Origin of the sequence: Streptomyces sp. NPDC016459 (assembly GCF_040632845.1) — a bacterium.
Taxonomy (GTDB): domain Bacteria; phylum Actinomycetota; class Actinomycetes; order Streptomycetales; family Streptomycetaceae; genus Streptomyces.
The window spans coordinates 482698-504290 of sequence record NZ_JBEYCR010000002.1 but is presented as its reverse complement, the minus strand read 5'-3'; the positions used below and the strand labels follow the sequence as shown (position 1 = coordinate 504290).

Here is a 21593-nt window from a genome sequence, read left to right as displayed (position 1 = left end):
CTCTGCCAGAGGCAGCAGCCACCGTCCCATGGTTCAGCCACTCACCAGAGTGGAACCCAGCACCGGCAGCCCCTCACCATCCCAGCACGGTACGGATGACCAGGGATGACGACAGGTGACGAGGGATCAGCTATCCCAGCACCATCCCAGCACGGGAAAGAACAAAGGGCCCGACTCCGAAGAGTCGGACCCCATCTGACCTGCACGTTTGCCAGATCAGCGACGTGGTGTTATGTCAGCCGCTACACATTGAAGCGGAACTCCACCACGTCGCCGTCCTGCATGACGTACTCCTTGCCCTCCATACGGGCCTTGCCGGCCGCGCGGGCGTCGGCCACCGAGCCCGTTTCGACGAGGTCGGCGAAGGAGATGACCTCGGCCTTGATGAAGCCCTTCTGGAAGTCGGTGTGGATGACACCGGCCGCCTCGGGGGCCGTCGCGCCCTGCTTGATCGTCCAGGCGCGGGATTCCTTCGGGCCGGCCGTCAGGTAGGTCTGGAGGCCGAGGGTGGCGAAGCCGACGCGGGCGAGGGTGGCGAGGCCGGGCTCCTCGGCGCCGACGGACTGGAGGAGCTCCATGGCGTCCTCCTCGTCCAGCTCGGCGAGGTCCTGCTCCAGCTTGGCGTTGAGGAAGATCGCCTCCGCCGGAGCGACCAGGGCACTCTGCTCGGCCTTGAACGCGTCGTCCGTCAGCTCGTCCTCGTCCACGTTGAAGACGTAGAGGAACGGCTTCGTGGTGAGGAGGTGCAGGTCGTGGAGGAGCTCCGCCTTCTCCGAGCCCTGCAGGATGCCCTGCGAGAACAGGGTGTCGCCGCGCTCCAGGATCGCCTGGGCCGCCTCGACCGCCGCGACCTTCGGCGCCGTGTCCTTCTTGATCCGCATCTCCTTCTGGAGGCGCGGCAGGACCTTCTCGATCGTCTGGAGGTCCGCGAGGATCAGCTCCGTGTTGATCGTCTCGATGTCGTCCTTCGGCGAGACCTTGCCGTCGACGTGCACGACGTTCTCGTCCTTGAAGGCGCGGATGACCTGGCAGATGGCATCCGACTCGCGGATGTTCGCCAGGAACTTGTTGCCGAGGCCCTCACCCTCGCTCGCGCCGCGCACGATGCCCGCGATGTCGACGAAGTCGACCGTCGCCGGGAGGATGCGCTGGGAGTTGAAGATCTCCGCGAGCTTGGTCAGACGGGCGTCGGGGACACCGACGACGCCGACGTTGGGCTCGATCGTGGCGAACGGGTAGTTGGCCGCCAGCACGTCGTTCTTGGTCAGGGCGTTGAACAGGGTCGACTTGCCGACATTCGGCAGACCGACGATTCCGATCGTGAGCGACACGGTGGCGACTTCCTGAAGTGTGGACGGGGGGCCGATCCCCCAGTTTACGGGCGGGCCGAACCGGCCAGTGACGCCGACCTTCGGTCGTTCTCGGGGGCAAGGTCACCCAAAGGGCGTGTCCCGGACCCGCTTCCCGCCCCCTCCCGACCTACGTTGGTGGGGTGGAGCAGCACAGGACAAGTCAGCCGCAAGGCCGCCGACGGCCGCAGACCCCCGTCGCGCCGCCCGTCACGCCGCCCGGCGCGCTCGTGGAGGGTGCGGCCGTGGACCGCGTGACCGGCCGGGCACGACGGGTCCCCGGCGGCAGCCGCGTCGAGCACGGGGGGGCCGTGGGGCCGACCGGGAAGACGTCCGGCAAGCCGGCCGGGCGCCCGCCCGGCGGCCGGTCCGTGCCGCCCGTGGTGCTCGCCCTCCGGCGGCTTCCCTCGCCCCGGCTCACCGGCCTCGGCGCCGGGCTCTTCGCCTCCGCCGTCATGCTGACGCTCGGCTTTCTGGACCGGTTGCTCCTCGACGGCTCCCCCGTCGTGTACGGCCTGCTGTTCCTGCCGGTCAGCGCCCTGACCGCGCTCTGGGTCCGTACCGCCGACCTCGTCACCGCGCCGATCGGCGTCCCCATCGCGTTCGCCGTCGGCGTCGTCCCCATCGCGGGCGGCTCCGGCGGCCTCGGCGGCCAGGCCATGGCGGTCGTGACCGCCCTCGCCGTGCACGCCGGCTGGCTGTACGGCGGCACCCTCGTCGCGGGGGTCATCGCGAGCGTACGGAAGGTGCGGGAGATGGGGCGCCGGCAGCACGCCCGCGCGTCGGCCCCGGCGGCCGGCGAGGCACCGGGGGCCGGGGCCGCAGCCGGCACCGGCGGGCGGGCCGGGAGCCCTCGCCGCCGCCCCGTGGCCTGAGCCGTCAGGATCGGGACCTGAGGGAGTCCAGACCCGGGGTGCCTGAATCCGTCCGGACCAGGGCCTGAGCCGTCCCGACCGTGGGCCGAGCCGGCCAGACGGTGGGCCGAGCCGACCCGACCGTGGCCCGAGCCGACCCGACCGTGGCCCGAGCCGTCCAGACCACCCGCTGCCGCCGCCCCCGGCACCCGACCACCCGACCCGCGTACGGCGACGCCCCGGCGGCCCCGGCCTTCCCAGCCTCCCCGGCCGGCCCTCCCGCCCCTACCGCCTCGCCGCCATTCCCGCCCCCACGATCCCCGCGTTGTTCTGGAGTTCCGCCGGGACGATCTCCGCGCGGATGTCCTCGATCAGCGGCAGGAACTTGTCCGCCTTCCGGCTCACCCCGCCGCCGATGATGAACAGCTCCGGCGAGAACAGCATCTCCACGTGCGCGAGGTACTTCTGCACGCGGCGCGTCGCCCAGTGTTCCCAGGTGAGGTCCTCGTCCTCCTTGGCCTTCGTCGACGCCCTGGTCTCCGCGTCGTGGCCCTTGAGTTCCAGGTGACCGAGTTCCGTGTTGGGGACCAGGCGGCCGTCGACGAAGAGCGCCGAGCCGATGCCCGTGCCGAGGGTCAGCATGATCACGGTGCCCTTGCGGCCCCGGCCCGCGCCGTAGGTCATCTCCGCGATCCCGGCCGCGTCGGCGTCGTTCAGGACGGTCACCGGGAGGCCGCCGAGGCGGTCGCTCAGCAGGGTGCCGGCGTCGACGTCGATCCATGACGGATCGACGTTCGCCGCCGTACGGATCGTGGAGCCCGTGACCACTCCCGGGAAGGTCACCCCCACCGGTCCGGTCCAGCCGAAGTGCTCCACGACCTCCACGACGCAGCCCGCCACACCGTCGGGTGTGGCGGGCTGCGGGGTCAGTACCTTGTGGCGCTCCTCGGTGAGCGCTCCGTGCTCCAGGTCCACGGGGGCACCCTTGATGCCCGAGCCGCCGATGTCCACTCCGAAGACGTTCATGGACCCCACGGTAAGGGCTGGAGGCCGCGTCGCGCCTTTACTCCGTGACGGGCGCGGCCGCCAGGAGCTTCGCCGCCTCGGCCCGCAGGTCCTTGTTGCGGAGCTCCTTGGGCAGCGAGAAGGTCAGGGACTCGTCGGCCGTCTTGACGATCTCCACGTCCGCGTAGCCGCGCTCGGCGAGCCACTCCAGGACCTCCTGCACCAGGACGTCCGGGACGGAGGCGCCGGAGGAGAGGCCGACGCTGGTCACGCCCTCCAGCCAGGCCTCGTCGATCTCGCTGGCGAAGTCGACGAGGTACGCGGCGGGGACGCCGGCCTGCTTGGCGACCTCGACCATGCGGATCGAGTTCGAGGAGTTCCTGGAGCCGACGACGATGACCAGTTCGGCCTGCCCGGCGAGCTCCTTGATGGCGATCTGACGGTTCTGCGTGGCGTAGCAGATGTCGTCGGACGGCGGGGAGATCAGCTGCGGGAACTTCTCCTTCAGCGCGTCGACCGTCTCCATCGTCTCGTCGACGGAGAGCGTGGTCTGGGAGAGCCAGACGACCCTGGACGGGTCGCGGACCTCGATCTTGGCGACGTCGTCGGGGCCGTCGACCAGCTGGATGTGATCGGGGGCCTCGCCCGAGGTGCCGATGACCTCCTCGTGGCCCTCGTGGCCGATGAGGAGGATGTCGAAGTCCTCGTTGGCGAAGCGGACGGCTTCCTTGTGGACCTTGGTGACCAGGGGGCAGGTCGCGTCGATCGTCTTCAGGCGGCCCTCGCGGGCCTCCTCGTGGACGCTGGGGGCGACGCCGTGCGCGGAGAACATCACGATGTTGCCCGGCGGCACCTCGGTCGCCTGGTCGACGAAGATCGCGCCCTTGCGCTCCAGGGTCTGGACGACGTACTTGTTGTGGACGATCTCGTGCCGGACGTAGATCGGCGCCCCGTACTGCTCCAGGGCCTTCTCCACGGCGATCACCGCACGGTCCACGCCCGCGCAGTAGCCGCGGGGGGCGGCGAGCAGGACACGCTTCGGACGGTTCGTCGCGGGGGCGGACTCGGGCGTCGGCGCGGGCGTTGCAGTCATGCGTCCCATCGTAAGGCCGCGTCGGTGAGCGGATTGATCGGTGCCGTGGCCGAAACTGTCGCCATGGCCGAGGAATCGCAGGTGGCGGCGCGCGGTGACCACACGGAGCTTCGACGGAACCTGGGGTTCCGTGACTTGGTCGTCTACGGACTCCTCTTCATCGCGCCCATGGCGCCCGTCGGGGTCTTCGGCACGCTCGACGCCAAGTCCGGCGGCGCGGTCGCACTGGTGTACGTCGTGGCCACGGTCGCCATGGCGTTCACGGCGTTCAGCTACGCGCAGATGGTGCGGGTCGCCCCGCAGGCCGGCTCCGTCTTCACCTACGCCCGCAAGGGCCTCGGAGAAGGGCCGGGATTCATCGCCGGCTGGATGGCGATGCTCGACTACCTGCTCATCCCCGCCGTCGCCTACCTCTTCGCGGGCATCGCGATGGAGGCGCTCGTCCCGGAGGTGGACCGGTGGGTGTGGACCGGGATCGCCGTGGTCGTGACCACCCTGCTCAACCTGTGGGGCGTCCGGGCCGCGGCCCGGGTCGGCTTCGCCGTGCTCGCGCTGGAGATCGTCGTCCTGCTGGTCTTCGTGGTCTCGGCCGTCGTGGTACTCGTACGGGACGGGGCGGCGCGCGACTGGTGGTCGCCACTCACCGGCGACGTCTCCTTCTCGCTCGCCGCGGTCCTCGGCGCCGTCTCGGTGGCCGTCCTCTCTTATCTGGGCTTCGACGCCATCGCCTCCTTCGCCGAGGAGGTCACGGGCGGTTCGGCGAAGGTGGCGCGCGCGGTCCTGTTCTGTCTGGCCCTCGCGGGCGTCCTCTTCGTGGCGCAGGCCTGGCTGGTCGCGCTTCTCGAACCGGTCTCCTCCGCCGACCTCGCGGCGAATCCGGGGAAGCAGGGCTCGGCCTTCTACGACGCGGTGGAGAGCTCCGTCGGCAGTTGGCTGCACGATCTCGTGGCCGCGTCCAAGGCGATCGGCGCGGCCTTCGCGGCGCTCGCGGGGCAGGCGGCCGGCGGCCGGCTGCTGTTCGCGATGGGCCGGGACCGGCGTCTGCCGCACGTGCTCGCCCGGACGGACGGAGGCGTGCCGCGGGTGGCGCTGCTCGTGGCGGCGACGGTGACGATGATCGCGGCGGTGTGGGCGGCCCGCCGGGACGACGGTCTCGACCATCTGGTGTCGGTCGTCGACGTGGGCGCCCTGACGGCCTTCGTCCTGCTGCACGCGAGCGTGGTGGGCTGGTTCGCGGTACGGCGAGCGGAGGGGCCGCCGCACTGGCTGAAGCACGTGGTCCTTCCGGTGCTGGGCGCGATGATCCTGATCGCGGTCATCGTCGAGGCGTCGGCCACCGCACAGGTGGTGGGCGTGGTGTGGCTGGGCGTGGGCCTGGTGGTGCTGGCCGTGCAGGGCGCGACGCGGACGCGGGCGGGGCGCTGAGGACGGGGGGGCGGGAGCGGGAGCCGGGGGGCGCGAGCTGGAGCGAGTACGGGGGCGCGCAGGGACGGGGGTGCGCGGGGGACGGGGACCTCGTAGGGCGCGCGCGGGGACGGGGACCTCGGCCGTACCGCCCTCCTGCCGCCGTGTCGGAGCCATCGCCGCCCGCGACGCGGCCCTGACGTTGTCGTACCGCGCCGTTACGCTCGGTCCATGGCTCTGACTACGTCCGCCGAAGCACCGCTTCCCGTCGGTGAGGTCTCCCGGCTGATCGGGGGGTGGATCGACCGGCTCGGGGCGATCTGGGTAGAGGGGCAGATCACACAGCTCTCGCGGCGCCCCGGCGCCGGGGTCGTCTTCCTGACGCTGCGGGATCCCTCGTACGACATCTCGATCGGCGTCACCTGCTACCGCCAGGTCTTCGACGCCGTCGCCGACATCGTGTCGGAGGGCGCCCGGGTCGTCGTGCACGCGAAGCCCGAGTGGTACGCGCCGCGCGGGCAGCTGTCGCTGCGGGCGGTGGAGATCAAGCCGGTCGGGATCGGCGAGCTGCTGGCCCGGCTCGAGCAGCTGAAGCGGAGCCTGGCGGCCGAGGGTCTTTTCGCGCTCGACCGGAAGAGGCCGCTGCCGTTCCTGCCGCACCGGATCGGCCTCGTCTGCGGCCGAGCCTCGGCGGCGGAGCGGGACGTCCTGGAGAACGCGCGGCGACGATGGCCCGCCGTCGCCTTCGAGGTGCGGAACGTGGCGGTGCAGGGCGTGAAGGCCGTTCCGCAGGTCGTCCAGGCGGTCAGGGAGCTCGACGCGCACGAGGACGTGGACGTGATCATCGTCGCCCGCGGCGGCGGCAGCGTCGAGGACCTGCTGCCGTTCTCGGACGAGCAGCTGGTCAGGGCGGTGGCCGAGTGCCGTACGCCGGTGGTCTCGGCGATCGGGCACGAGCCGGACTCACCGCTCCTGGACCTGGTGGCCGATCTGCGCGCCTCGACGCCGACGGACGCGGCCAAGAAGGTCGTACCGGACGTCGGGGAGGAGCTGGAGCGGGTGCGCGGGCTGCGGGACCGGGCCCTACGGACGGTTCGGGGCCTCCTCGACCGCGAGGAGCGCGGCCTCGCGCACGCGCTCGCACGGCCCGTCATGGAACATCCGCAGCGCATGGTCGAGGTCCGCGACGAGGAGGTGGCGGCGCTGCTCGCGCGGAGCCGGCGCGTCCTCGGCCACCTCCTGGACCGGGCGGACTCCGAGCTGTCGCACACGCGGGCGCGGGTCCGGGCCCTGTCGCCTGCCGCGACGCTGGAGCGGGGGTACGCGGTGCTCCAGCGGGCGGACGGCGCGGTGGTCCGCTCTCCGGAGGAGGCCGCGGAGGGCGAGGAGCTGCGGGCCCGGGTCGCGGAGGGCGAGTTCGCGGTGCGGCGTGTGGCCGACCCGGCCTGAGCGGCGGCGCAGGGAGCGCCGGCAGCACCGGCAGCAGTCGAGAGAGAAACGGTGACGGAAGGGTGGAACAGCAGATGGCAGCCGGTACGGAAGAGGCGGCGCTCGGGTACGAGGAGGCGCGCGACGAGCTGATCGAGGTCGTTCGGCGCCTTGAGGCGGGCGGGACGTCCCTCGAGGACTCCCTCGCGCTCTGGGAGCGGGGGGAGGAGCTGGCGAAGGTCTGCCGGCGCCGGCTCGAAGGGGCGCGGGCGCGGCTGGACGCGTCGCTCGCGGCGGAGCGGGAGGCGGAGGCCGCGGAGACGGGGGGCGGGGACGAGTAGTGGCGTACGCGTGGTCCTCTGCGCCGAGTGGTGTTGCGCGGGCAGTGCCGTGCGAGGAGTCCTCGCACGGAATCCTGTGCGGGTCCTGCGCGAGGAGTCCTGCCGTAGACTTCCGAGTGAAGCGGATCACTATCCGGATAGATTGGTTGAACTTTCACCAATCATGGGCGTACTGTCGAGGACATCGCTCGCACCCCGTACGAGCGACCCCCCTTGTGCAGTCCGGAAGGTACGCAGCATGTCTCTCGCCCTTGACCCCGCCGCCCAGGACCTCCTCTTCCGCGAGGCCCGCACCGCCAACACGTTCACCGACGAGCCGGTGACCGACGAGCAGGTCCAGGCGATCTACGACCTGGTGAAGTACGGTCCCACCGCCTTCAACCAGACCCCGCTGCGCATCACCCTGGTCCGCTCCCCCGAGGCCCGCGAGCGCCTGGTCAAGCACATGGCCGAGGGCAACCGGCCGAAGACCGCCGCGGCCCCGCTCGTCGCGATCCTCTCCGCCGACAACGAGTTCCACGACGAGCTCCCGGCCCTGCTCCCGCACTTCCCGCAGGCCAAGGACCTCTTCTTCGCCGAGCGTCCGGTCCGCGAGCAGTCCGCCATCCTGAACGCCGCGCTCCAGGCCGCGTACTTCATCGTGGGCGTCCGCGCCGCCGGCCTGGCCGCGGGCCCGATGACCGGCCTGGACTTCGCCGGCCTCCAGAAGGACTTCCTGGACGACGACCACACCCCGCTGATGGTCGTGAACATCGGCAAGCCGGGCGAGGACGCCTGGTTCCCGCGCTCCCCGCGCCTGTCCTACGAGGACGTCGTCACGACCGTCTGAGCCTGACGGCACACGAGAAGGCCCCGCACTCCACGAGTGCGGGGCCTTCGTCGTACCGCGTGGGCCTTCGTCGTACCGGGGGGCCTGCCGTACGCACCACGGAGCCTTGTTGCGTACCACGGGCCTTCCGACGCGCACGGGGCCTTGCCGCGCACCACGGGGCTGCGCACCTTGGGTCTCCCTGCGCACCGCAGCCCTTCCGGCGTGCACGGCCGCCGGACGCCCGTCGGCTCAGACCTTCTTCGACCGGAGCGAGCCCGCCATCTCGGCCAGCTGCTCGAAGGAGGCCGTGCCGGTCACCACCGTCGTCGCACCGCCGTCGACCCGGACGAGCGCGTCGTACTTCGGGCCCTCCCAGCGCTGCCAGACCCGGCCCGCCACCGTCTGCGTCCTGCCGGTGTCCTTCGCCCGGTGGGTGACGTCGGGCACGAAGGTGTTCGCCGCCGCCGTGGACTGGTGGATCGCCACGTACTGCGTGTCCGGGGAGAGGAAGCCCAGCTGCCAGGCGTCGGCGTTGTCGCGCTTGTACGAGACGACCGTCGCCTTCCACCCCTCACCCAGGCCCTCGGGGGCCAGCACCGGATACGGCGCCGCCCGCTGAGCTGTCAGGAGCTCGACCCGGTAGTCCTTCGCCTTGACCGGATCCGCGCTCTCGTCGTGTGGGATGAAGAGATACATCACTCCCGCGGCGACCAAGATCACCCCGAGGGACTGGAACATCCCGCGTACCGTCTGCCTGCCTCGCATACCTGCCACGCCCCCATGGTCGCATCACGGTCGCGTGCTCATACGTGGACCCCTCTGCTCATTTTGTCGACGTACCGATAGAGTCGCAGCACCCTCTTTTATCCGGCCGTCGCCGTACAGAAAGGTGCGCTCCGATGACCGAGCATCATCTGCCGCCCGAGCTTGTCGTCTCTCCCGAGGCCCCCGACCGCAACCTCGCCCTCGAGCTGGTACGCGTCACCGAGGCCGCCGCCATGGCCGCGGGCCGCTGGGTCGGCCGCGGCGACAAGATCGGCGCGGACGGCGCGGCGGTCAACGCCATGCGGACCCTGATCTCCACCGTCTCGATGAACGGCGTGGTCGTCATCGGCGAGGGCGAGAAGGACGAAGCCCCCATGCTCTTCAACGGCGAGCGGGTCGGCGACGGCACCGGCGCCGAGGTCGACATCGCCGTCGACCCGATCGACGGCACCACGCTCAACGCCAAGGGCATGCCGAACGCGATCGCCGTCCTGGCCGCCGCCGACCGCGGCACCATGTTCGACCCGTCCGCGGTCTTCTACATGGACAAGCTGGTCACCGGACCCGAGGCCGCCGACTTCGTCGACATCAACGCCCCCGTCTCGGTCAACATCCGCCGGGTCGCCAAGGCGAAGAACTCCTCGCCCGAGGACATCACGGTCATGATCCTGGACCGCCCCCGTCACGAGGGCATCGTCAAGGAGATCCGCGAGACCGGGGCCCGGATCAAGTTCATCTCGGACGGCGACGTCGCCGGTTCGATCATGGCCGTCCGCGAGGGCACCGGTGTCGACCTGCTCATGGGCGTCGGCGGCACGCCGGAGGGCATCATCTCCGCCTGCGCCATCAAGTGCCTCGGCGGCGTGATCCAGGGCAAGCTGTGGCCGAAGGACGAGGCCGAGCGGCAGAAGGCGCTCGACGCGGGCCACGACCTGGACCGGGTCCTCTCCACGAACGACCTGGTCGGCGGCGACAACGTCTTCTTCGTCGCGACCGGCATCACCGACGGCGAGCTGCTGCGCGGGGTCCGCTACCGCGCCGAGACGGCGACCACGCAGTCGCTCGTCATGCGCTCGAAGTCCGGCACGATCCGCCAGATCGACTCCACGCACCGGCTGTCGAAGCTGCGCGCGTACAGCAAGATCGACTTCGATCGCGCGAACTGACCGGAACCGGCGGGAGCCGACCCGGACCCGCGGGAACCGAGGCGCGCTGAGCCGACGGTACGAGAAGAGGGCGCCCCCCATGTGCGGTGGGGGCGCCCTTTCCCGTACGGAACGAGGGGGTGTCCGCGTCGGTTCGTCCTGGTCCGTGTCGGTGCGCGCCGGCCCGTGTCGGTGCGCGACCCGAAGTCCGCCCCGGTCCACGCTCGCCCGAAGTCCGCATCGGCCGGCCCCGAAGTCCGTGTCAGTCCGGCGCCGGCCCGAAGTCCGTGCCGGCCCGCCCTAAGTCCGCGTCAGCCGGCCTGGGCCACCTGCTCGCTCGCGGTCGCCTTCCTCAACTCCACCTCACGCCGCCGGCGCCGGGCCAGGGCGACGCGGCGCTCCGCCGCCGTCAGCCCGCCCCACACCCCGTACGGCTCGGGCTGGAGCAGGGCGTGCTCGCGGCACTCGACCATCACCGGGCAGCGCCCGCAGACCCGCTTCGCCGCCGCCTCGCGCGCGAGCCGCGCTGCGGTCGGCTCCTTGGAGGGGGCGAAGAAGAGTCCGGCCTCGTCCCGGCGGCACACCGCCTCCGCGTGCCAAGGACCGGCCTCGTCCTCCCGGGCAGGGACGCGCTGAGGGGGGACGGCGGCGACCTGGAGGGGCTGATGCGGCGGTTGCAGCACGGTCTACTCCTGACGACGACTTCGCGAGCGAGCGGCGATGCAGCAGCCCTACCCGCTGTGCGCGCGCCTATGCACTGCGTGCCCTGCCGTTCCGTTCTGCGGACACGTGAGGGCGAATTCCGGTCACTCCCAAGGGAGTCGGCGCGGGGTCAGTGGCCGAGATGCTTGCGCAGCTTGCCCTGGAGGTCGGTGATCCACTTGCCGCGCTTGGGCCGCGCCTCCACGTTCCCGAAGACCGAGTAGCCGTTGATGACGACGACCGGGGCCTGCGGGTCTGCGCCCTCCAGGGTCACGACCTCGAAGTTGCCGAAGACCCCGCTGCCGTTGCCGCGCAGGCTGATGTTCTCCGGGACCCGCACCTCGACGTTGCCGAAGATCGAGGTGGCGTTGATGGTGGTGAGCCGCTGGGCGAAGATCGCCTCGGTCAGGTCGATCTCGATGTTCCCGAAGAGTGCGAACGCGTTCGTCCTGCGGCCCACGCGCCAGCGGCCCTTGCGGGTCGTGCTGGAGAAGATCGCGACGAGGCTGTCGGCGGCGCCGTCCTGCTCGTCGGGCCCGTAGGCGTATGCGGACTCGGACTCCTGCCGGGTCCCCGTCGACGGCAGGTCGCGGACGATCGGCTGCAGCTCACCCACCGTCTTGGCCCGGTAGACCGCGTCGATCCGGTCCGAGTGCTCCTCGGGGTCGAGCCGCCCCTCGGCGAGGGCGTCCCTGAGGATGTCCGCGATCCGGTCGCGGTCCGCGTCCGAGGCCCTCAACGAGCCCCGCGGATCGGCGAATTCGGTCTCGGCGGGAGTGGCCGGCCGCTGCGGCTGCTTTTCGGGCACGGCTTCGGACGCGGGTTCCGGCTGCTTTTCGAGGTCCACGGAGCCAGCCTAGCGAAACGCGATAGATCGCGACCAGGGGGCGGGGCCGCGACACTCCGGCGCGGTCCCCGTCGCAAGTGAGCCCTACCTCACAGGAACGGGGCCCGGACAGCGTTCTACGCTGGAGGGCGCACGGCCAACGGAGGCGGTGCGCCGTCTTGCCGAGTGAGGAATGGCCCCCATGCCAGAGTTTGCGTACTCCGATCTGCTCCCCCTGGGAGAGGACACCACGCCCTACCGCCTGGTGACCGCCGAAGGTGTCTCCACCTTCGAGGCCGACGGCCGTACGTTCCTCACGGTGGAGCCGGAAGCGCTGCGCCTGCTGGCCGCCGAGGCGATCCACGACATCCAGCACTTCCTCCGCCCGGCCCACCTGGCGCAGCTGCGCCGGATCATCGACGACCCTGAGGCGTCGGGCAACGACAAGTTCGTCGCGCTCGACCTTTTGAAGAACGCCAACATCGCCGCCGCCGGGGTCCTCCCCATGTGCCAGGACACCGGTACGGCCATCGTCATGGGCAAGCGCGGCCAGAACGTGCTGACGCGGGGCCGTGACGAGGAGGCCCTGTCGAAGGGCATCTACGACGCGTACACCAAGCTCAACCTGCGGTACTCGCAGATGGCCCCCGTCACCATGTGGGAGGAGAAGAACACCGGCTCGAACCTGCCCGCGCAGATCGAGCTGTACGCGACCGACGGCGGCGCGTACAAGTTCCTCTTCATGGCCAAGGGCGGCGGCTCCGCCAACAAGTCCTTCCTCTACCAGGAGACGAAGGCCGTCCTCAACGAGGCGAGCATGATGAGGTTCCTGGAGGAGAAGATCCGTTCGCTCGGCACGGCGGCCTGCCCGCCGTACCACCTGGCGATCGTCGTCGGCGGCACGAGCGCCGAGTTCGCGCTGAAGACCGCGAAGTACGCCTCCGCGCACTACCTGGACGAGCTGCCGAGCGAGGGTTCGGCCGAGACGGGCCACGGCTTCCGTGACAAGGAGCTGGAGGAGAAGGTCTTCGAGCTGACGCAGAGGATCGGCATCGGCGCGCAGTTCGGCGGCAAGTACTTCTGCCACGACGTCCGTGTGGTCCGGCTGCCCCGCCACGGCGCCTCGCTGCCCGTCGCGATCGCCGTCTCCTGCTCGGCCGACCGCCAGGCGGTCGCGAAGATCACCGCCGAGGGCGTCTTCCTGGAACAGCTGGAGACGGACCCGGCGCGGTTCCTGCCGGAGACGACCGACACCGAGCTGAACAGCGGCTCCGCCGCGGGCCTCGACGAGGCCTCCGACGTCGTGACGATCGACCTCAACCAGCCGATGGACGAGATCCTCGCGGAGCTGACCAAGTACCCGGTCAAGACCCGGCTGTCCCTCAGCGGCCCGCTGGTCGTGGCCCGCGACATCGCGCACGCCAAGATCAAGGAGCGCCTTGACGCGGGCGAGGAGATGCCGCAGTACCTGAAGGACCACCCGGTCTACTACGCGGGCCCCGCGAAGACGCCCGAGGGGTACGCCTCCGGTTCCTTCGGTCCGACGACGGCGGGCCGGATGGACAGTTACGTCGAGCAGTTCCAGGCGGCGGGCGGCTCGAAGGTGATGCTGGCCAAGGGCAACCGCTCGCAGCAGGTCACGAACGCATGCGGCAGCCACGGCGGCTTCTACCTGGGCTCGATCGGCGGCCCGGCGGCGCGGCTGGCGCAGGACTGCATCAAGAAGGTCGAGGTCGTCGAGTACGAGGAGCTCGGCATGGAGGCGGTCTGGAAGATCGAGGTCGAGGACTTCCCGGCGTTCATCGTCGTGGACGACAAGGGCAACGACTTCTTCCAGGACCCGGCCCCCGAGCCGACCTTCACGCACATTCCGGTGCGCCGGGGTTCGCAGCTCTCGTAGTGTTCCGCGCCGACGGCCGTCGGTCCCGTAGCGCTGCGACGAAGCCCCCGTTTCTGAGGATTCTCCTGGGAACGGGGGCTTCGCCGTTCTTCGTCCTTCGCTCAGAAAGTCGCTACCGACCGGTAGCCCTCCCGTCGCCTACTGGTCAGTATGGGTCGCGAGCATGTCAACCACTGAGCCGGTCGACCACTCGGGAGCCCCCCATGCCCTCCTCCACCCCCCACTCCCCGCGCAGGCGCGCCGCCGCCGGAACCACGGGCGCACTCGCCCTGACCGCGTTCCTCGTCGTCGGGCCCGCGCCCACGGCCTCGGCGGCCGATCCCGACACCCACATCACCTCTACCGCCGCCGTCAAGGACGTCGACTACGCGACCTGGCGGCGGGACGTGGCAGCCGTCGTCGCCGAGGCCCGCCCGTACATCGAGGAGCGCTCCGAGGACGCCGGCCGCGAGAAGCAGGCGATCGTCCTCGACATCGACAACAGCTCCCTGGAGACGGACTTCCACCCGTTCTGGGAGCTGCCGACCCCGGCCATCGCGGACGTCCGCGACCTCGTCGACGGCGCCCACGCGCGCGGGGTGGACGTCTTCTTCGTCACCGCGCGCCCCGGCATCCTCCACTCCCTCACGGACTGGAACCTGAAGCAGGCCGGCTACCCCGTCGACGGTCTGTACGTGCGCTCCCTGCCCGATCTGTTCGGCGAGGTCGGCGCGTACAAGACGGCGAAGCGCGCGGAGATCGAGGCCAAGGGCTACACGATCATCGCGAACATCGGCAACAACACCACCGACCTGGTCGGCGGTCACGCCGAGCGGACCTTCAAGCTCCCGGACTACGGCGGCAAGCTCTCCTGACCCTCTCCCACCGCGCTCCTGCGCGGTGCAGGTCACGCCGCCCGGGCCGCCCGTCACGCCGTCCCGAGCCGCGCCCCCGCCCCGCCCGTCCGTGGGCCCGGCGCGACTCCGGTCCGGAGCTACGCTGACGCGCATGAGACACCCGATACGGACCCTGGCCCCGCTCACCGCCGCACTGGCGACGGGGCTGCTGCTCACCGGCTGCGGCGGTGCGGAGCCGCTGCCCGGTGGGACGCCGGGCGCGCCGCCGTCGGCCGCTCCGGCCTCGGCGGCCCCCGCCACGACGGCACCGGCCGTCGCGGCGGCTTCGCGGGCGAGGGTCGGCGGTCCGGGGACGGCGTGCGCGCTGCCCGTCTCCTTCGCGCTGGCGGCGGAGTGGGAGCCGCAGGCGGTCAGGGCCCCCGAGGATCCCGAGTTCGCGGTGCTGATGCGCCAGGGACCGGCCATCGTGCGCTGCGAGGTGGACGCGAAGCCGGCCGGGCACATCGGCTTCCTGCGGGTGTGGACGGCCGGGAAGGGTCCCGCTCGGACCGCCCTCGAAGGGTTCGTGAAGGGTGAGCGGAACGTCTCGAAGACCGTGTACAGGACGACCACGGCCGGCGCGCTGCCGGTCACCGAGGTGACGTACACGGTCCACAACGAGTTCATGGAGGAGTCGAAGGAGGAGCGGGCCTTCGCCGTCGCGACGCCGAAGGGGACGGTGATCGTGCATCTCGGCGGGTTCGACACCGAGGAGCACCGGGAGATGCTCCCGGCGTACGAGCTGGCCCGTACGACGCTCAAGGTGCTCTGAGCGCGCGGGGGGGGGTGGACCTCCGCGCAGGGCCGTGGCCCCCGTCCGGGTCGGACGGGGGCCACGGCTTCCCCTGCCGGGTGGGGTCAGGCGAACTTCTGCGCGGCGGAGCCGTCGCAGTTCTGCAGCCGGACCTGCTGCTTCGCCGCGCTCAGCGTGAGGCAGAGGCCGGTCGCGGCTGCGGGCCGGATCGTGGCGCCGTCACGGACGAACGTCTGGTTGGCGGCGCCGTGGCAGTTCCAGACGATGAGCGCCGTGCCCGCCGGGTAGGAGGTGCTGGGCACGTCAAGGCAGCGGTCCTGGGTGAGCCCGGTGTGGACGGTCTGGCGGGCGGAGTCGTACCACCAGAGCTGGTTGCGGCCGCCGTGGCAGTCCCAGCCGAAGACCCGGGTGCCGTTGGCGCTCCGGGCGCCGTCCACGTCGAGGCAGTCGCCGGTCGCCGCGTTCCTCAGCGGCTTGTACGCGTCGTCCCAGGCGAGCGGGAAGAGCGTCGGCCTGCCCGTGGAGTTCACGTCGGCGCAACTGGCCTCGCGGACACCGGAGTCGTAGATCTGGGTGAGGCAGGACGCGAAGGCGGCGTGCCCCCGCGCGTTGGGGTGGAAGGACTGGCGGACCGAGTTCTCGTCGGGGGTCCCGGGCTTGGAGAGGTCGATGTAGAGACCGCGGGCCCAGGGGTCCTCCATGCAGACCTCGTGGCCGTGGAAGAGGCGTGAGTTGTCGAGGTAGACGGCTCCGGTGGAGGCGGCGGCCGCGCGCATGCCGCGTTCGAAGGCGGGGACGGCGGTGTTGCGGCCCCAGACGGTGTCGGAGTCGTAGCCGAGGCCTCCACAGACGAGCTTGCCGGGGAAGGAGGGGTTGTCGTGGAAGTCGGGGCCGATGGGGCTGGGGTAGCCCATGAGGACGAGCTTGTAGTCGCCGTCGGCGTACCCGGCGTCGCGCATGACGCCCTTGAGGTCGCGTACGGTCTGCTCGACCTTGGGGACGAGTCCGTCGACGCGGGCCTGCCAGCCGGGGGCGTACTTCGGCTCGCAGGGTCCCTGCAGGGTGAGGTAGCGCGTGACGCAGTCGGTCATCACGGGCCCGAACTGGAGGTCGTCGTTGGCGCCGGCGACGAGCAGGACCATCTTGATGCGGGTGTTGCGCGCCTTGATGGCGAGGTTGTCGCTCTGGACGAGTTCGTCGGCGTACTGCTTCGAACCGCCGGCCTTGATGTTTCCGGTGTACGCGCCGGAGCAGGACACGTTGAAGGTGAGGTCGGCGGGGATCCCGGTGCGGTGGATGGCGGCGTCGGGCGAGCGGTGGCACCAGTTGGTGGGGCCGTTGGTGGGGGGCTCGTAGGTGCCGACGCCCTCGCCGGAGATCTCGCTGTCGCCGAGCGAGATCAGGCCGGTCCTGCGCTGAGCGAGCGGGCGTTCCTCGGGGCTGCCGTAGATCCTGGTGGCCTCGGCGGCCCGGATCGCCTCCAGCTCGGCCGGGAGCGGTACGGAGGCGACCGCGGCGGCCGCCTCCGACCCGGTCGCGCCGGCCGGGGTGGCGGCGGTCATCGTGCCGAGTGCGGCGGCGGCCGCGGTGACGACGGCGATGGGCCAGCGGAGTCTGTACCTGGTGCGCGTCATTGCGCCTCCTGGAAGTGGGGTTACCCACGGTTTTTACTGGCCGGTACGCCGGTTGGGAATACATCGAACAAGACAAGTGCTCATCTTTTTCGGGGGGTTCGGGGACCGCCCCCGACGGGCACGGTGCAGAAAGCTGAGGAAATGAACGACTCCGAGCACTACCGGATCGAGCACGACTCCATGGGCGAGGTACGGGTCCCCGCGCACGCCAAGTGGCGGGCCCAGACCCAGCGCGCGGTGGAGAACTTCCCCGTCTCGGGCCAGCGCCTCGAGCGCGCCCACATCGAGGCCCTGGCCCGGATCAAGGCCGCCGCCGCCCAGGTCAACGCGCACCTCGGCGTGATCGACCGGGACCGCGCGGAGGCCATCGCCGCCGCGGCGGAGGAGGTCGCCGACGGGCGCTGGGACGAGCACTTCCCGGTGGACGTCTTCCAGACCGGCTCGGGCACCTCGTCCAACATGAACACCAACGAGGTGATCGCCACCCTCGCCACCGAGCGGCTCCCCGAAGGCCGCGAGGTCCACCCCAACGACCACGTGAACGCCTCGCAGTCCTCCAACGACGTGTTCCCCTCGTCCATCCACATCGCGGCCACCGGCGCCGTCCTCCACGACCTGATCCCCGCCCTCGATCATCTGGCCGCCGCCCTTGAGCGAAAATCGGCCGAATTCGCGACGGTGGTGAAGTCGGGCCGTACCCACCTGATGGACGCCACGCCGGTCACCCTCGGCCAGGAGTTCGGCGGCTACACGGCCCAGGTCAGGTACGGCGTCGAGCGGCTCCGCGCCGCCCTTCCCCGGCTCGCCGAACTCCCCCTCGGCGGTACGGCGGTCGGCACCGGCATCAACACGCCGGCCGGGTTCTCCGCGGCCGTCATCGCGGAGGTGGCCCGCGCGACCGGCCTGCCGCTGACCGAGGCCCGCGACCACTTCGAGGCGCAGGGCGCCCGTGACGCCCTGGTGGAGACGTCCGGCCAGCTCCGTACGGTCGCCGTCTCGCTCACCAAGATCGCCAACGATCTGCGCTGGATGGCCAGCGGACCCCGCACCGGCCTCGCCGAGATCAACCTCCCCGACCTCCAGCCCGGTTCGTCGATCATGCCCGGCAAGGTCAACCCGGTGATCCCCGAGGCGGTCCTCATGGTCGCCGCGCAGGTGACCGGAAACGACACCACCGTGGCCGTGGCGGGCGCGGCCGGGAACTTCGAGCTCAACGTCATGCTGCCGGTGATGGCCAAGAACCTCCTGGAGTCGGTGCGGCTGCTCGCCAACGCGTCCCGGCTGCTCGCCGACCGCACGGTGGACGGGATCACCGCCAACGTCGAGCGGGCGCGGGAGTACGCCGAGTCCTCGCCGTCCGTGGTCACCCCGCTGAACAAGTACATCGGGTACGAGGAGGCCGCCAAGGTCGCCAAGAGGTCCCTCGCCGAGCGGAAGACCATCCGCGAGGTGGTCATCGAGTCCGGGTACGTGGAGCGCGGCGACCTCACGGTCGAGCAGCTGGACGAGGCGCTGGACGTGCTGCGGATGACCCGCCCGTAAAGCCACCCGTGCGGACCGTGCCGGGCCCGTGGTGACCGGCCGGTAGCTGACTCATCCGTGATCTGTACCGCAGCGGTGGTGGGAGCGCGCCCCTAAGATCTGCGCATGACAGGATCGGGCGCCTCCCAGCACTGGGCGCCGGGGGACCACGTCCTCTGGCGCTACCGCGGCAACGGCACCGGAGCGGTGCACATCTGCCGACCGGTGACGGTCGTGCGGGACACGCCCGAGCTGCTCGCCGTCTGGATGGCGCCCGGCACCGAGTGCGTCCGTCCCGTGCTCCTGGACGGCACGCCCGTGCACGAGGAGCCGCTCGCCACCCGCTACACCGCCGCGCGCACCACGGAGCGCGCGCGGTGGTTCGGCAGCGGCGTGCTCAAGCTGGCGCGGCCGGGCGAGCCGTGGTCGGTCTGGCTGTTCTGGGAGCGCGGCTGGCGCTTCCGCAGCTGGTACGTGAACCTGGAGGAGCCGCGGGTCCGGTGGTCCGGCGGCGTCGACTCCGAGGACCATTTCCTCGACATCTCCGTCTACCCCGACCGCAGCTGGCTGTGGCGGGACGAGGACGAGTTCGCGCAGGCCCAGCGGTCCGGCCTGATGAGCCCGGCGCAGGCCGCGCGGGTGCGGGAGGCAGGGCGGCGGGCGGTGGACCGGATCACCGCGTGGGGGGCGCCGTTCGCGGACGGCTGGGAGGACTGGCGGCCCGATCCGGCCTGGCGGGTCCCGGAGCTGCCGGCCGACTGGGACCGGACTCCCGCGCACACGGCACCGTGAGACCCTTGATGCGCCCCCGGGGTTCAAACGTAGGATCGTCCTCCGCACGGCAGAAGCGGAACGAACGGCACGTCAGAACGACCCGATGTCCTGTCAGACCCACCGGACGGCCCGCCAGGGGCCGAGCACAGCACAGGAACTGACCAGAAGTCATCCACGAAGGGGAGAGCAGTGCCGGACGTCTGCCCGGGTGTCGCGCCCCCTGCCGTAGCCGCGACTCGCGGAGCCTCCACATCCGCCGCACACAAGGGGTTTATCCCCGCCGAAGGCGCGGCATCGGCGAGAAGAGCGAGTGCATCGCACTACCGGCCCGGACGGACGGAATCCCACGCGTGACGGAGCATCCCACCTCCCACGAAGGCCGGCAGCCCCTGGCTGCCCGGCCGCAGGAACGCGCGCGCCCTCGCCAGGAGGCGGCGGCCGGCCTGCCCTCCGAGGTGCCCGCCCAGGCGGGCGGGCCGAAGGCCCCAGGGCCGGACACGCCGCTGACCGGCGGCGGATCGGTGACGCCGGTGACGCCGGTGGCGCCCCCGGCCGTCGGCACACCCGGCGGCCCCGGCGCCGTCGCCGTCGCCGTGTCCCCGCAGCCCCAGGGCGGGCTACGGGGCGGTGACACCGCCGCCCGGCGCGAGGGCGACCGGCTGCGGTTCGTCGGGGCGGCGACCCGGCGCATCGCCCGCGGCATCGACCTGGACGAGATCGTGCTCGGCCTGTGCCGGGCCACCGTGCCGACCTTCTCCGACGAGATCCTGGTCTACCTCCGCGACCCGCTGCCGGTGGGCGACGAGCGCCCGGTGGCGCCGTTCATCCTGCGGCTGCGCCGCACGGACCGGCTGCGGTTAAGCGATCTGGAGGGCGAGGAGCTCGTCCTCGTACCCGATCCGGACCCGACCCCCGCGGCCGAACTCTGCGAGGTGCGGTCGGGCGGGGCGCTCGCCGAGGTACTGCGCGGGGTCCGGCCGGTGTTCGGCGACTCCGCCGCCGCCAGGACCGCGCTGACCGAGCTGCTCGGTCCCGAGCATCCGCTGCCCGGCGGCCTGCGGGCGGTCCTCGCCCCGCTGCGCGGCCGGCGCCGGGTGATCGGCGCGGCCGTGTTCCTGCGGCGCCCCGAGCGGGCCGGTTTCGAGCCGAACGACCTGCTCGTCGCGGCGCAGTTGGCGACGCACACCGCGCTCGGCATCGACAAGGCCGTGCTCTACGGGCGTGAGGCGTACATCGCGGACGAACTCCAGCGGACGATGCTGCCGGACTCGCTGCCGCAGCCGACCGGGGTCAAGCTCGCCTCGCGCTATCTGCCGGCCGCGGAGACGGCCCGGGTGGGCGGCGACTGGTACGACGCGATCCCGCTGCCCGGCAGCCGGGTCGCCCTGGTCGTCGGTGACGTCATGGGCCACTCCATGACCTCGGCGGCGATCATGGGCCAGCTGCGCACCACCGCGCAGACCCTGGCCGGGCTCGACCTGCCGCCGCAGGAGGTCCTGCACCACCTGGACGAGCAGGCGCAGCGGCTCGGCGAGAACCGGATGGCGACCTGCTTGTACGCGGTGTACGACCCGGTCTCGCACCGGATCACCATCGCCAACGCGGGCCATCCGCCGCCGATACTGCTCCACCTCGGCGGCCGCGCCGAGGTGCTGCGGGTGCCGCCCGGCGCCCCCATCGGGGTGGGCGGGGTGGACTTCGAGGCGGTCGAGCTGGACGCGCCCGCGGGTGCCACGCTGCTGCTCTACACGGACGGCCTGGTGGAGTCCCGGCTGCGGGACGTGTGGACCGGCATCGAGCAGCTGCGGGAGCGTCTCGCGGCGACGGCCCAGCTCACGGGCCCGGACCACTCGCCGCCCCTCGAGGCGCTCTGCGACGACGTCCTGGACATGCTGGGCCCCGGTGACCGGGACGACGACATCGCCCTGCTCGCGGCCCGGTTCGACGGGATCGCGCCGAGCGACGTGGCGTACTGGTTCCTGGAGCCGGAGGACGCGGCCCCGGGGCGGGCCCGGCGGCTCGCCCGGCGTGCGCTCGCCCGCTGGGACCTGGAGGAGCTGACGGACTCGGTCGAGCTGCTCATCAGCGAGGTCGTGACGAACGCCGTGCGGTACGCGGAGCGGCCGGTGACCCTGCGGCTCCTGCGGACGGACGTACTGCGCTGCGAGGTCGGCGACGACTCGCCGCAGCTGCCCCGGCAGCGGCGGGCGCGCGACACCGACGAGGGCGGGCGTGGCCTGTTCCTGGTGAACCGGCTCGCGCGACGGTGGGGGGCGACCCGACTGTCGGGCGGCAAGGTCGTCTGGTTCGAACTGGCCACCCCGAACTGATCCCGCGCGCACCGGACGCCCGTTCCGGCCCGCGCGCACCGGACAACGGCGAAGGCCGGACCCCTCGGGAGGTCCGGCCTTC

19 protein-coding genes are annotated in these 21593 nt (G+C 71.6%); 12 read left to right on the top strand and 7 right to left on the bottom strand.

Annotated elements, in window-relative coordinates:
- Positions 1-242: 242 nt before the first annotated feature.
- Positions 243-1331, bottom strand: coding sequence for a redox-regulated ATPase YchF (ychF, locus tag ABZ567_RS08000; protein WP_360785816.1), 1089 nt, complete (start codon positions 1329-1331; stop codon positions 243-245).
- Positions 1332-1720: 389 nt separating this feature from the next.
- On the opposite strand from ychF, the gene ABZ567_RS07995 reads away from it, so the two are divergent.
- The gene (locus ABZ567_RS07995; protein ID WP_360786508.1) at positions 1721-2224 is read left to right on the top strand and encodes a DUF6542 domain-containing protein; all 504 of its coding nucleotides are present in this window, start codon (positions 1721-1723) and stop codon (positions 2222-2224) included.
- A gap of 264 nt (positions 2225-2488) precedes the next feature.
- On the opposite strand, the gene ppgK is transcribed toward ABZ567_RS07995, so the two are convergent.
- Positions 2489-3229 carry a polyphosphate--glucose phosphotransferase gene (gene ppgK / locus ABZ567_RS07990; protein ID WP_360785814.1) on the bottom strand — a complete coding sequence of 247 codons (741 nt, stop codon included), beginning with the start codon at positions 3227-3229 and terminating at the stop codon, positions 2489-2491.
- Positions 3230-3266: 37 nt separating this feature from the next.
- Positions 3267-4310: a 4-hydroxy-3-methylbut-2-enyl diphosphate reductase gene (locus ABZ567_RS07985; RefSeq protein ID WP_360785812.1), complete on the bottom strand. Its 1044-nt coding sequence runs from the start codon at positions 4308-4310 to the stop codon at positions 3267-3269.
- A 54-nt stretch (positions 4311-4364) separates the two neighbouring features.
- On the opposite strand from ABZ567_RS07985, the gene ABZ567_RS07980 reads away from it, so the two are divergent.
- From ABZ567_RS07980 to ABZ567_RS07965, 4 genes are all read left to right on the top strand, one after another.
- The gene (locus tag ABZ567_RS07980; protein WP_360785810.1) at positions 4365-5726 is read left to right on the top strand and encodes an APC family permease; all 1362 of its coding nucleotides are present in this window, start codon (positions 4365-4367) and stop codon (positions 5724-5726) included.
- Between the two features lie 210 nt (positions 5727-5936).
- A complete protein-coding gene (gene xseA / locus ABZ567_RS07975) occupies positions 5937-7154 on the top strand; it encodes an exodeoxyribonuclease VII large subunit (protein WP_360785809.1) in 1218 nt (405 codons plus the stop codon).
- A 74-nt stretch (positions 7155-7228) separates the two neighbouring features.
- On the top strand, positions 7229-7474 hold the full coding sequence (locus ABZ567_RS07970) for an exodeoxyribonuclease VII small subunit (RefSeq protein ID WP_360785807.1): 246 nt from the start codon (positions 7229-7231) through the stop codon (positions 7472-7474).
- Between the two features lie 238 nt (positions 7475-7712).
- Positions 7713-8303 (top strand): malonic semialdehyde reductase, encoded by a 591-nt coding sequence (locus tag ABZ567_RS07965; protein WP_360785805.1) that lies wholly within the window; start codon positions 7713-7715, stop codon positions 8301-8303.
- Positions 8304-8534: 231 nt separating this feature from the next.
- On the opposite strand, the gene ABZ567_RS07960 is transcribed toward ABZ567_RS07965, so the two are convergent.
- A complete protein-coding gene (locus ABZ567_RS07960) occupies positions 8535-9059 on the bottom strand; it encodes a DUF4245 domain-containing protein (protein WP_360785803.1) in 525 nt (174 codons plus the stop codon).
- Between the two features lie 125 nt (positions 9060-9184).
- On the opposite strand from ABZ567_RS07960, the gene glpX reads away from it, so the two are divergent.
- On the top strand, positions 9185-10216 hold the full coding sequence (gene glpX, locus ABZ567_RS07955) for a class II fructose-bisphosphatase (protein ID WP_360785801.1): 1032 nt from the start codon (positions 9185-9187) through the stop codon (positions 10214-10216).
- Positions 10217-10506: 290 nt separating this feature from the next.
- On the opposite strand, the gene ABZ567_RS07950 is transcribed toward glpX, so the two are convergent.
- Both ABZ567_RS07950 and ABZ567_RS07945 read right to left on the bottom strand, forming a co-directional pair.
- On the bottom strand, positions 10507-10878 hold the full coding sequence (locus ABZ567_RS07950; protein ID WP_360785799.1) for a WhiB family transcriptional regulator: 372 nt from the start codon (positions 10876-10878) through the stop codon (positions 10507-10509).
- Positions 10879-11027: 149 nt separating this feature from the next.
- Positions 11028-11744 carry a DUF1707 domain-containing protein gene (locus tag ABZ567_RS07945; protein WP_360785797.1) on the bottom strand — a complete coding sequence of 239 codons (717 nt, stop codon included), beginning with the start codon at positions 11742-11744 and terminating at the stop codon, positions 11028-11030.
- Between the two features lie 181 nt (positions 11745-11925).
- Here ABZ567_RS07945 and ABZ567_RS07940 point away from each other — a divergent pair, with 181 nt between their 5' ends.
- The 3 genes from ABZ567_RS07940 (at position 11926) to ABZ567_RS07930 (ending at position 15270) form a co-directional block, all read left to right on the top strand.
- On the top strand, positions 11926-13623 hold the full coding sequence (locus tag ABZ567_RS07940) for a fumarate hydratase (protein WP_360785795.1): 1698 nt from the start codon (positions 11926-11928) through the stop codon (positions 13621-13623).
- Between the two features lie 203 nt (positions 13624-13826).
- Complete coding sequence (locus tag ABZ567_RS07935; RefSeq protein ID WP_360785793.1) at positions 13827-14477, top strand: HAD family acid phosphatase; 651 nt, start codon at positions 13827-13829, stop codon at positions 14475-14477.
- A gap of 133 nt (positions 14478-14610) precedes the next feature.
- Positions 14611-15270, top strand: a complete 660-nt coding sequence (locus tag ABZ567_RS07930) for a lipoprotein (RefSeq protein WP_360785791.1) — start codon at positions 14611-14613, stop codon at positions 15268-15270.
- Positions 15271-15356: 86 nt separating this feature from the next.
- Here ABZ567_RS07930 and ABZ567_RS07925 read toward each other — a convergent pair whose 3' ends face one another.
- Positions 15357-16886, bottom strand: a complete 1530-nt coding sequence (locus ABZ567_RS07925) for a ricin-type beta-trefoil lectin domain protein (protein ID WP_360785789.1) — start codon at positions 16884-16886, stop codon at positions 15357-15359.
- Positions 16887-17027: 141 nt separating this feature from the next.
- Between ABZ567_RS07925 and ABZ567_RS07920 the strand changes: the two genes are divergently transcribed.
- The 3 genes from ABZ567_RS07920 to ABZ567_RS07910 all read left to right on the top strand — a co-directional run bounded on the left by ABZ567_RS07920 (position 17028) and on the right by ABZ567_RS07910 (position 21511).
- On the top strand, positions 17028-18428 hold the full coding sequence (locus ABZ567_RS07920; RefSeq protein ID WP_360785787.1) for a class II fumarate hydratase: 1401 nt from the start codon (positions 17028-17030) through the stop codon (positions 18426-18428).
- A 105-nt stretch (positions 18429-18533) separates the two neighbouring features.
- Complete coding sequence (locus ABZ567_RS07915) at positions 18534-19199, top strand: DUF402 domain-containing protein (protein ID WP_360785785.1); 666 nt, start codon at positions 18534-18536, stop codon at positions 19197-19199.
- A gap of 332 nt (positions 19200-19531) precedes the next feature.
- The gene (locus ABZ567_RS07910; RefSeq protein ID WP_360785783.1) at positions 19532-21511 is read left to right on the top strand and encodes a SpoIIE family protein phosphatase; all 1980 of its coding nucleotides are present in this window, start codon (positions 19532-19534) and stop codon (positions 21509-21511) included.
- The last annotated feature ends 82 nt before the right edge of the window (positions 21512-21593 follow it).

What these genes read in the sequence shown, in the direction of transcription:
- ABZ567_RS07935 (WP_360785793.1), top strand. Translation starts at nt 13,827, where the DNA reads ATGCCCTCCTCCACCCCCCACTCCCCGCGCAGGCGCGCCGCCGCCGGA.
- ABZ567_RS07965 (WP_360785805.1), top strand. Translation starts at nt 7,713, where the DNA reads ATGTCTCTCGCCCTTGACCCCGCCGCCCAGGACCTCCTCTTCCGCGAG.
- ABZ567_RS07925 (WP_360785789.1), bottom strand. Translation starts at nt 16,886, where the DNA reads ATGACGCGCACCAGGTACAGACTCCGCTGGCCCATCGCCGTCGTCACC.
- ABZ567_RS07985 (WP_360785812.1), bottom strand. Translation starts at nt 4,310, where the DNA reads ATGGGACGCATGACTGCAACGCCCGCGCCGACGCCCGAGTCCGCCCCC.
- ABZ567_RS07930 (WP_360785791.1), top strand. Translation starts at nt 14,611, where the DNA reads ATGAGACACCCGATACGGACCCTGGCCCCGCTCACCGCCGCACTGGCG.
- ABZ567_RS07970 (WP_360785807.1), top strand. Translation starts at nt 7,229, where the DNA reads ATGGCAGCCGGTACGGAAGAGGCGGCGCTCGGGTACGAGGAGGCGCGC.
- xseA (WP_360785809.1), top strand. Translation starts at nt 5,937, where the DNA reads ATGGCTCTGACTACGTCCGCCGAAGCACCGCTTCCCGTCGGTGAGGTC.
- ABZ567_RS07940 (WP_360785795.1), top strand. Translation starts at nt 11,926, where the DNA reads ATGCCAGAGTTTGCGTACTCCGATCTGCTCCCCCTGGGAGAGGACACC.
- ABZ567_RS07920 (WP_360785787.1), top strand. Translation starts at nt 17,028, where the DNA reads ATGAACGACTCCGAGCACTACCGGATCGAGCACGACTCCATGGGCGAG.
- ABZ567_RS07915 (WP_360785785.1), top strand. Translation starts at nt 18,534, where the DNA reads ATGACAGGATCGGGCGCCTCCCAGCACTGGGCGCCGGGGGACCACGTC.
- glpX (WP_360785801.1), top strand. Translation starts at nt 9,185, where the DNA reads ATGACCGAGCATCATCTGCCGCCCGAGCTTGTCGTCTCTCCCGAGGCC.
- ABZ567_RS07980 (WP_360785810.1), top strand. Translation starts at nt 4,365, where the DNA reads ATGGCCGAGGAATCGCAGGTGGCGGCGCGCGGTGACCACACGGAGCTT.
- ppgK (WP_360785814.1), bottom strand. Translation starts at nt 3,229, where the DNA reads ATGAACGTCTTCGGAGTGGACATCGGCGGCTCGGGCATCAAGGGTGCC.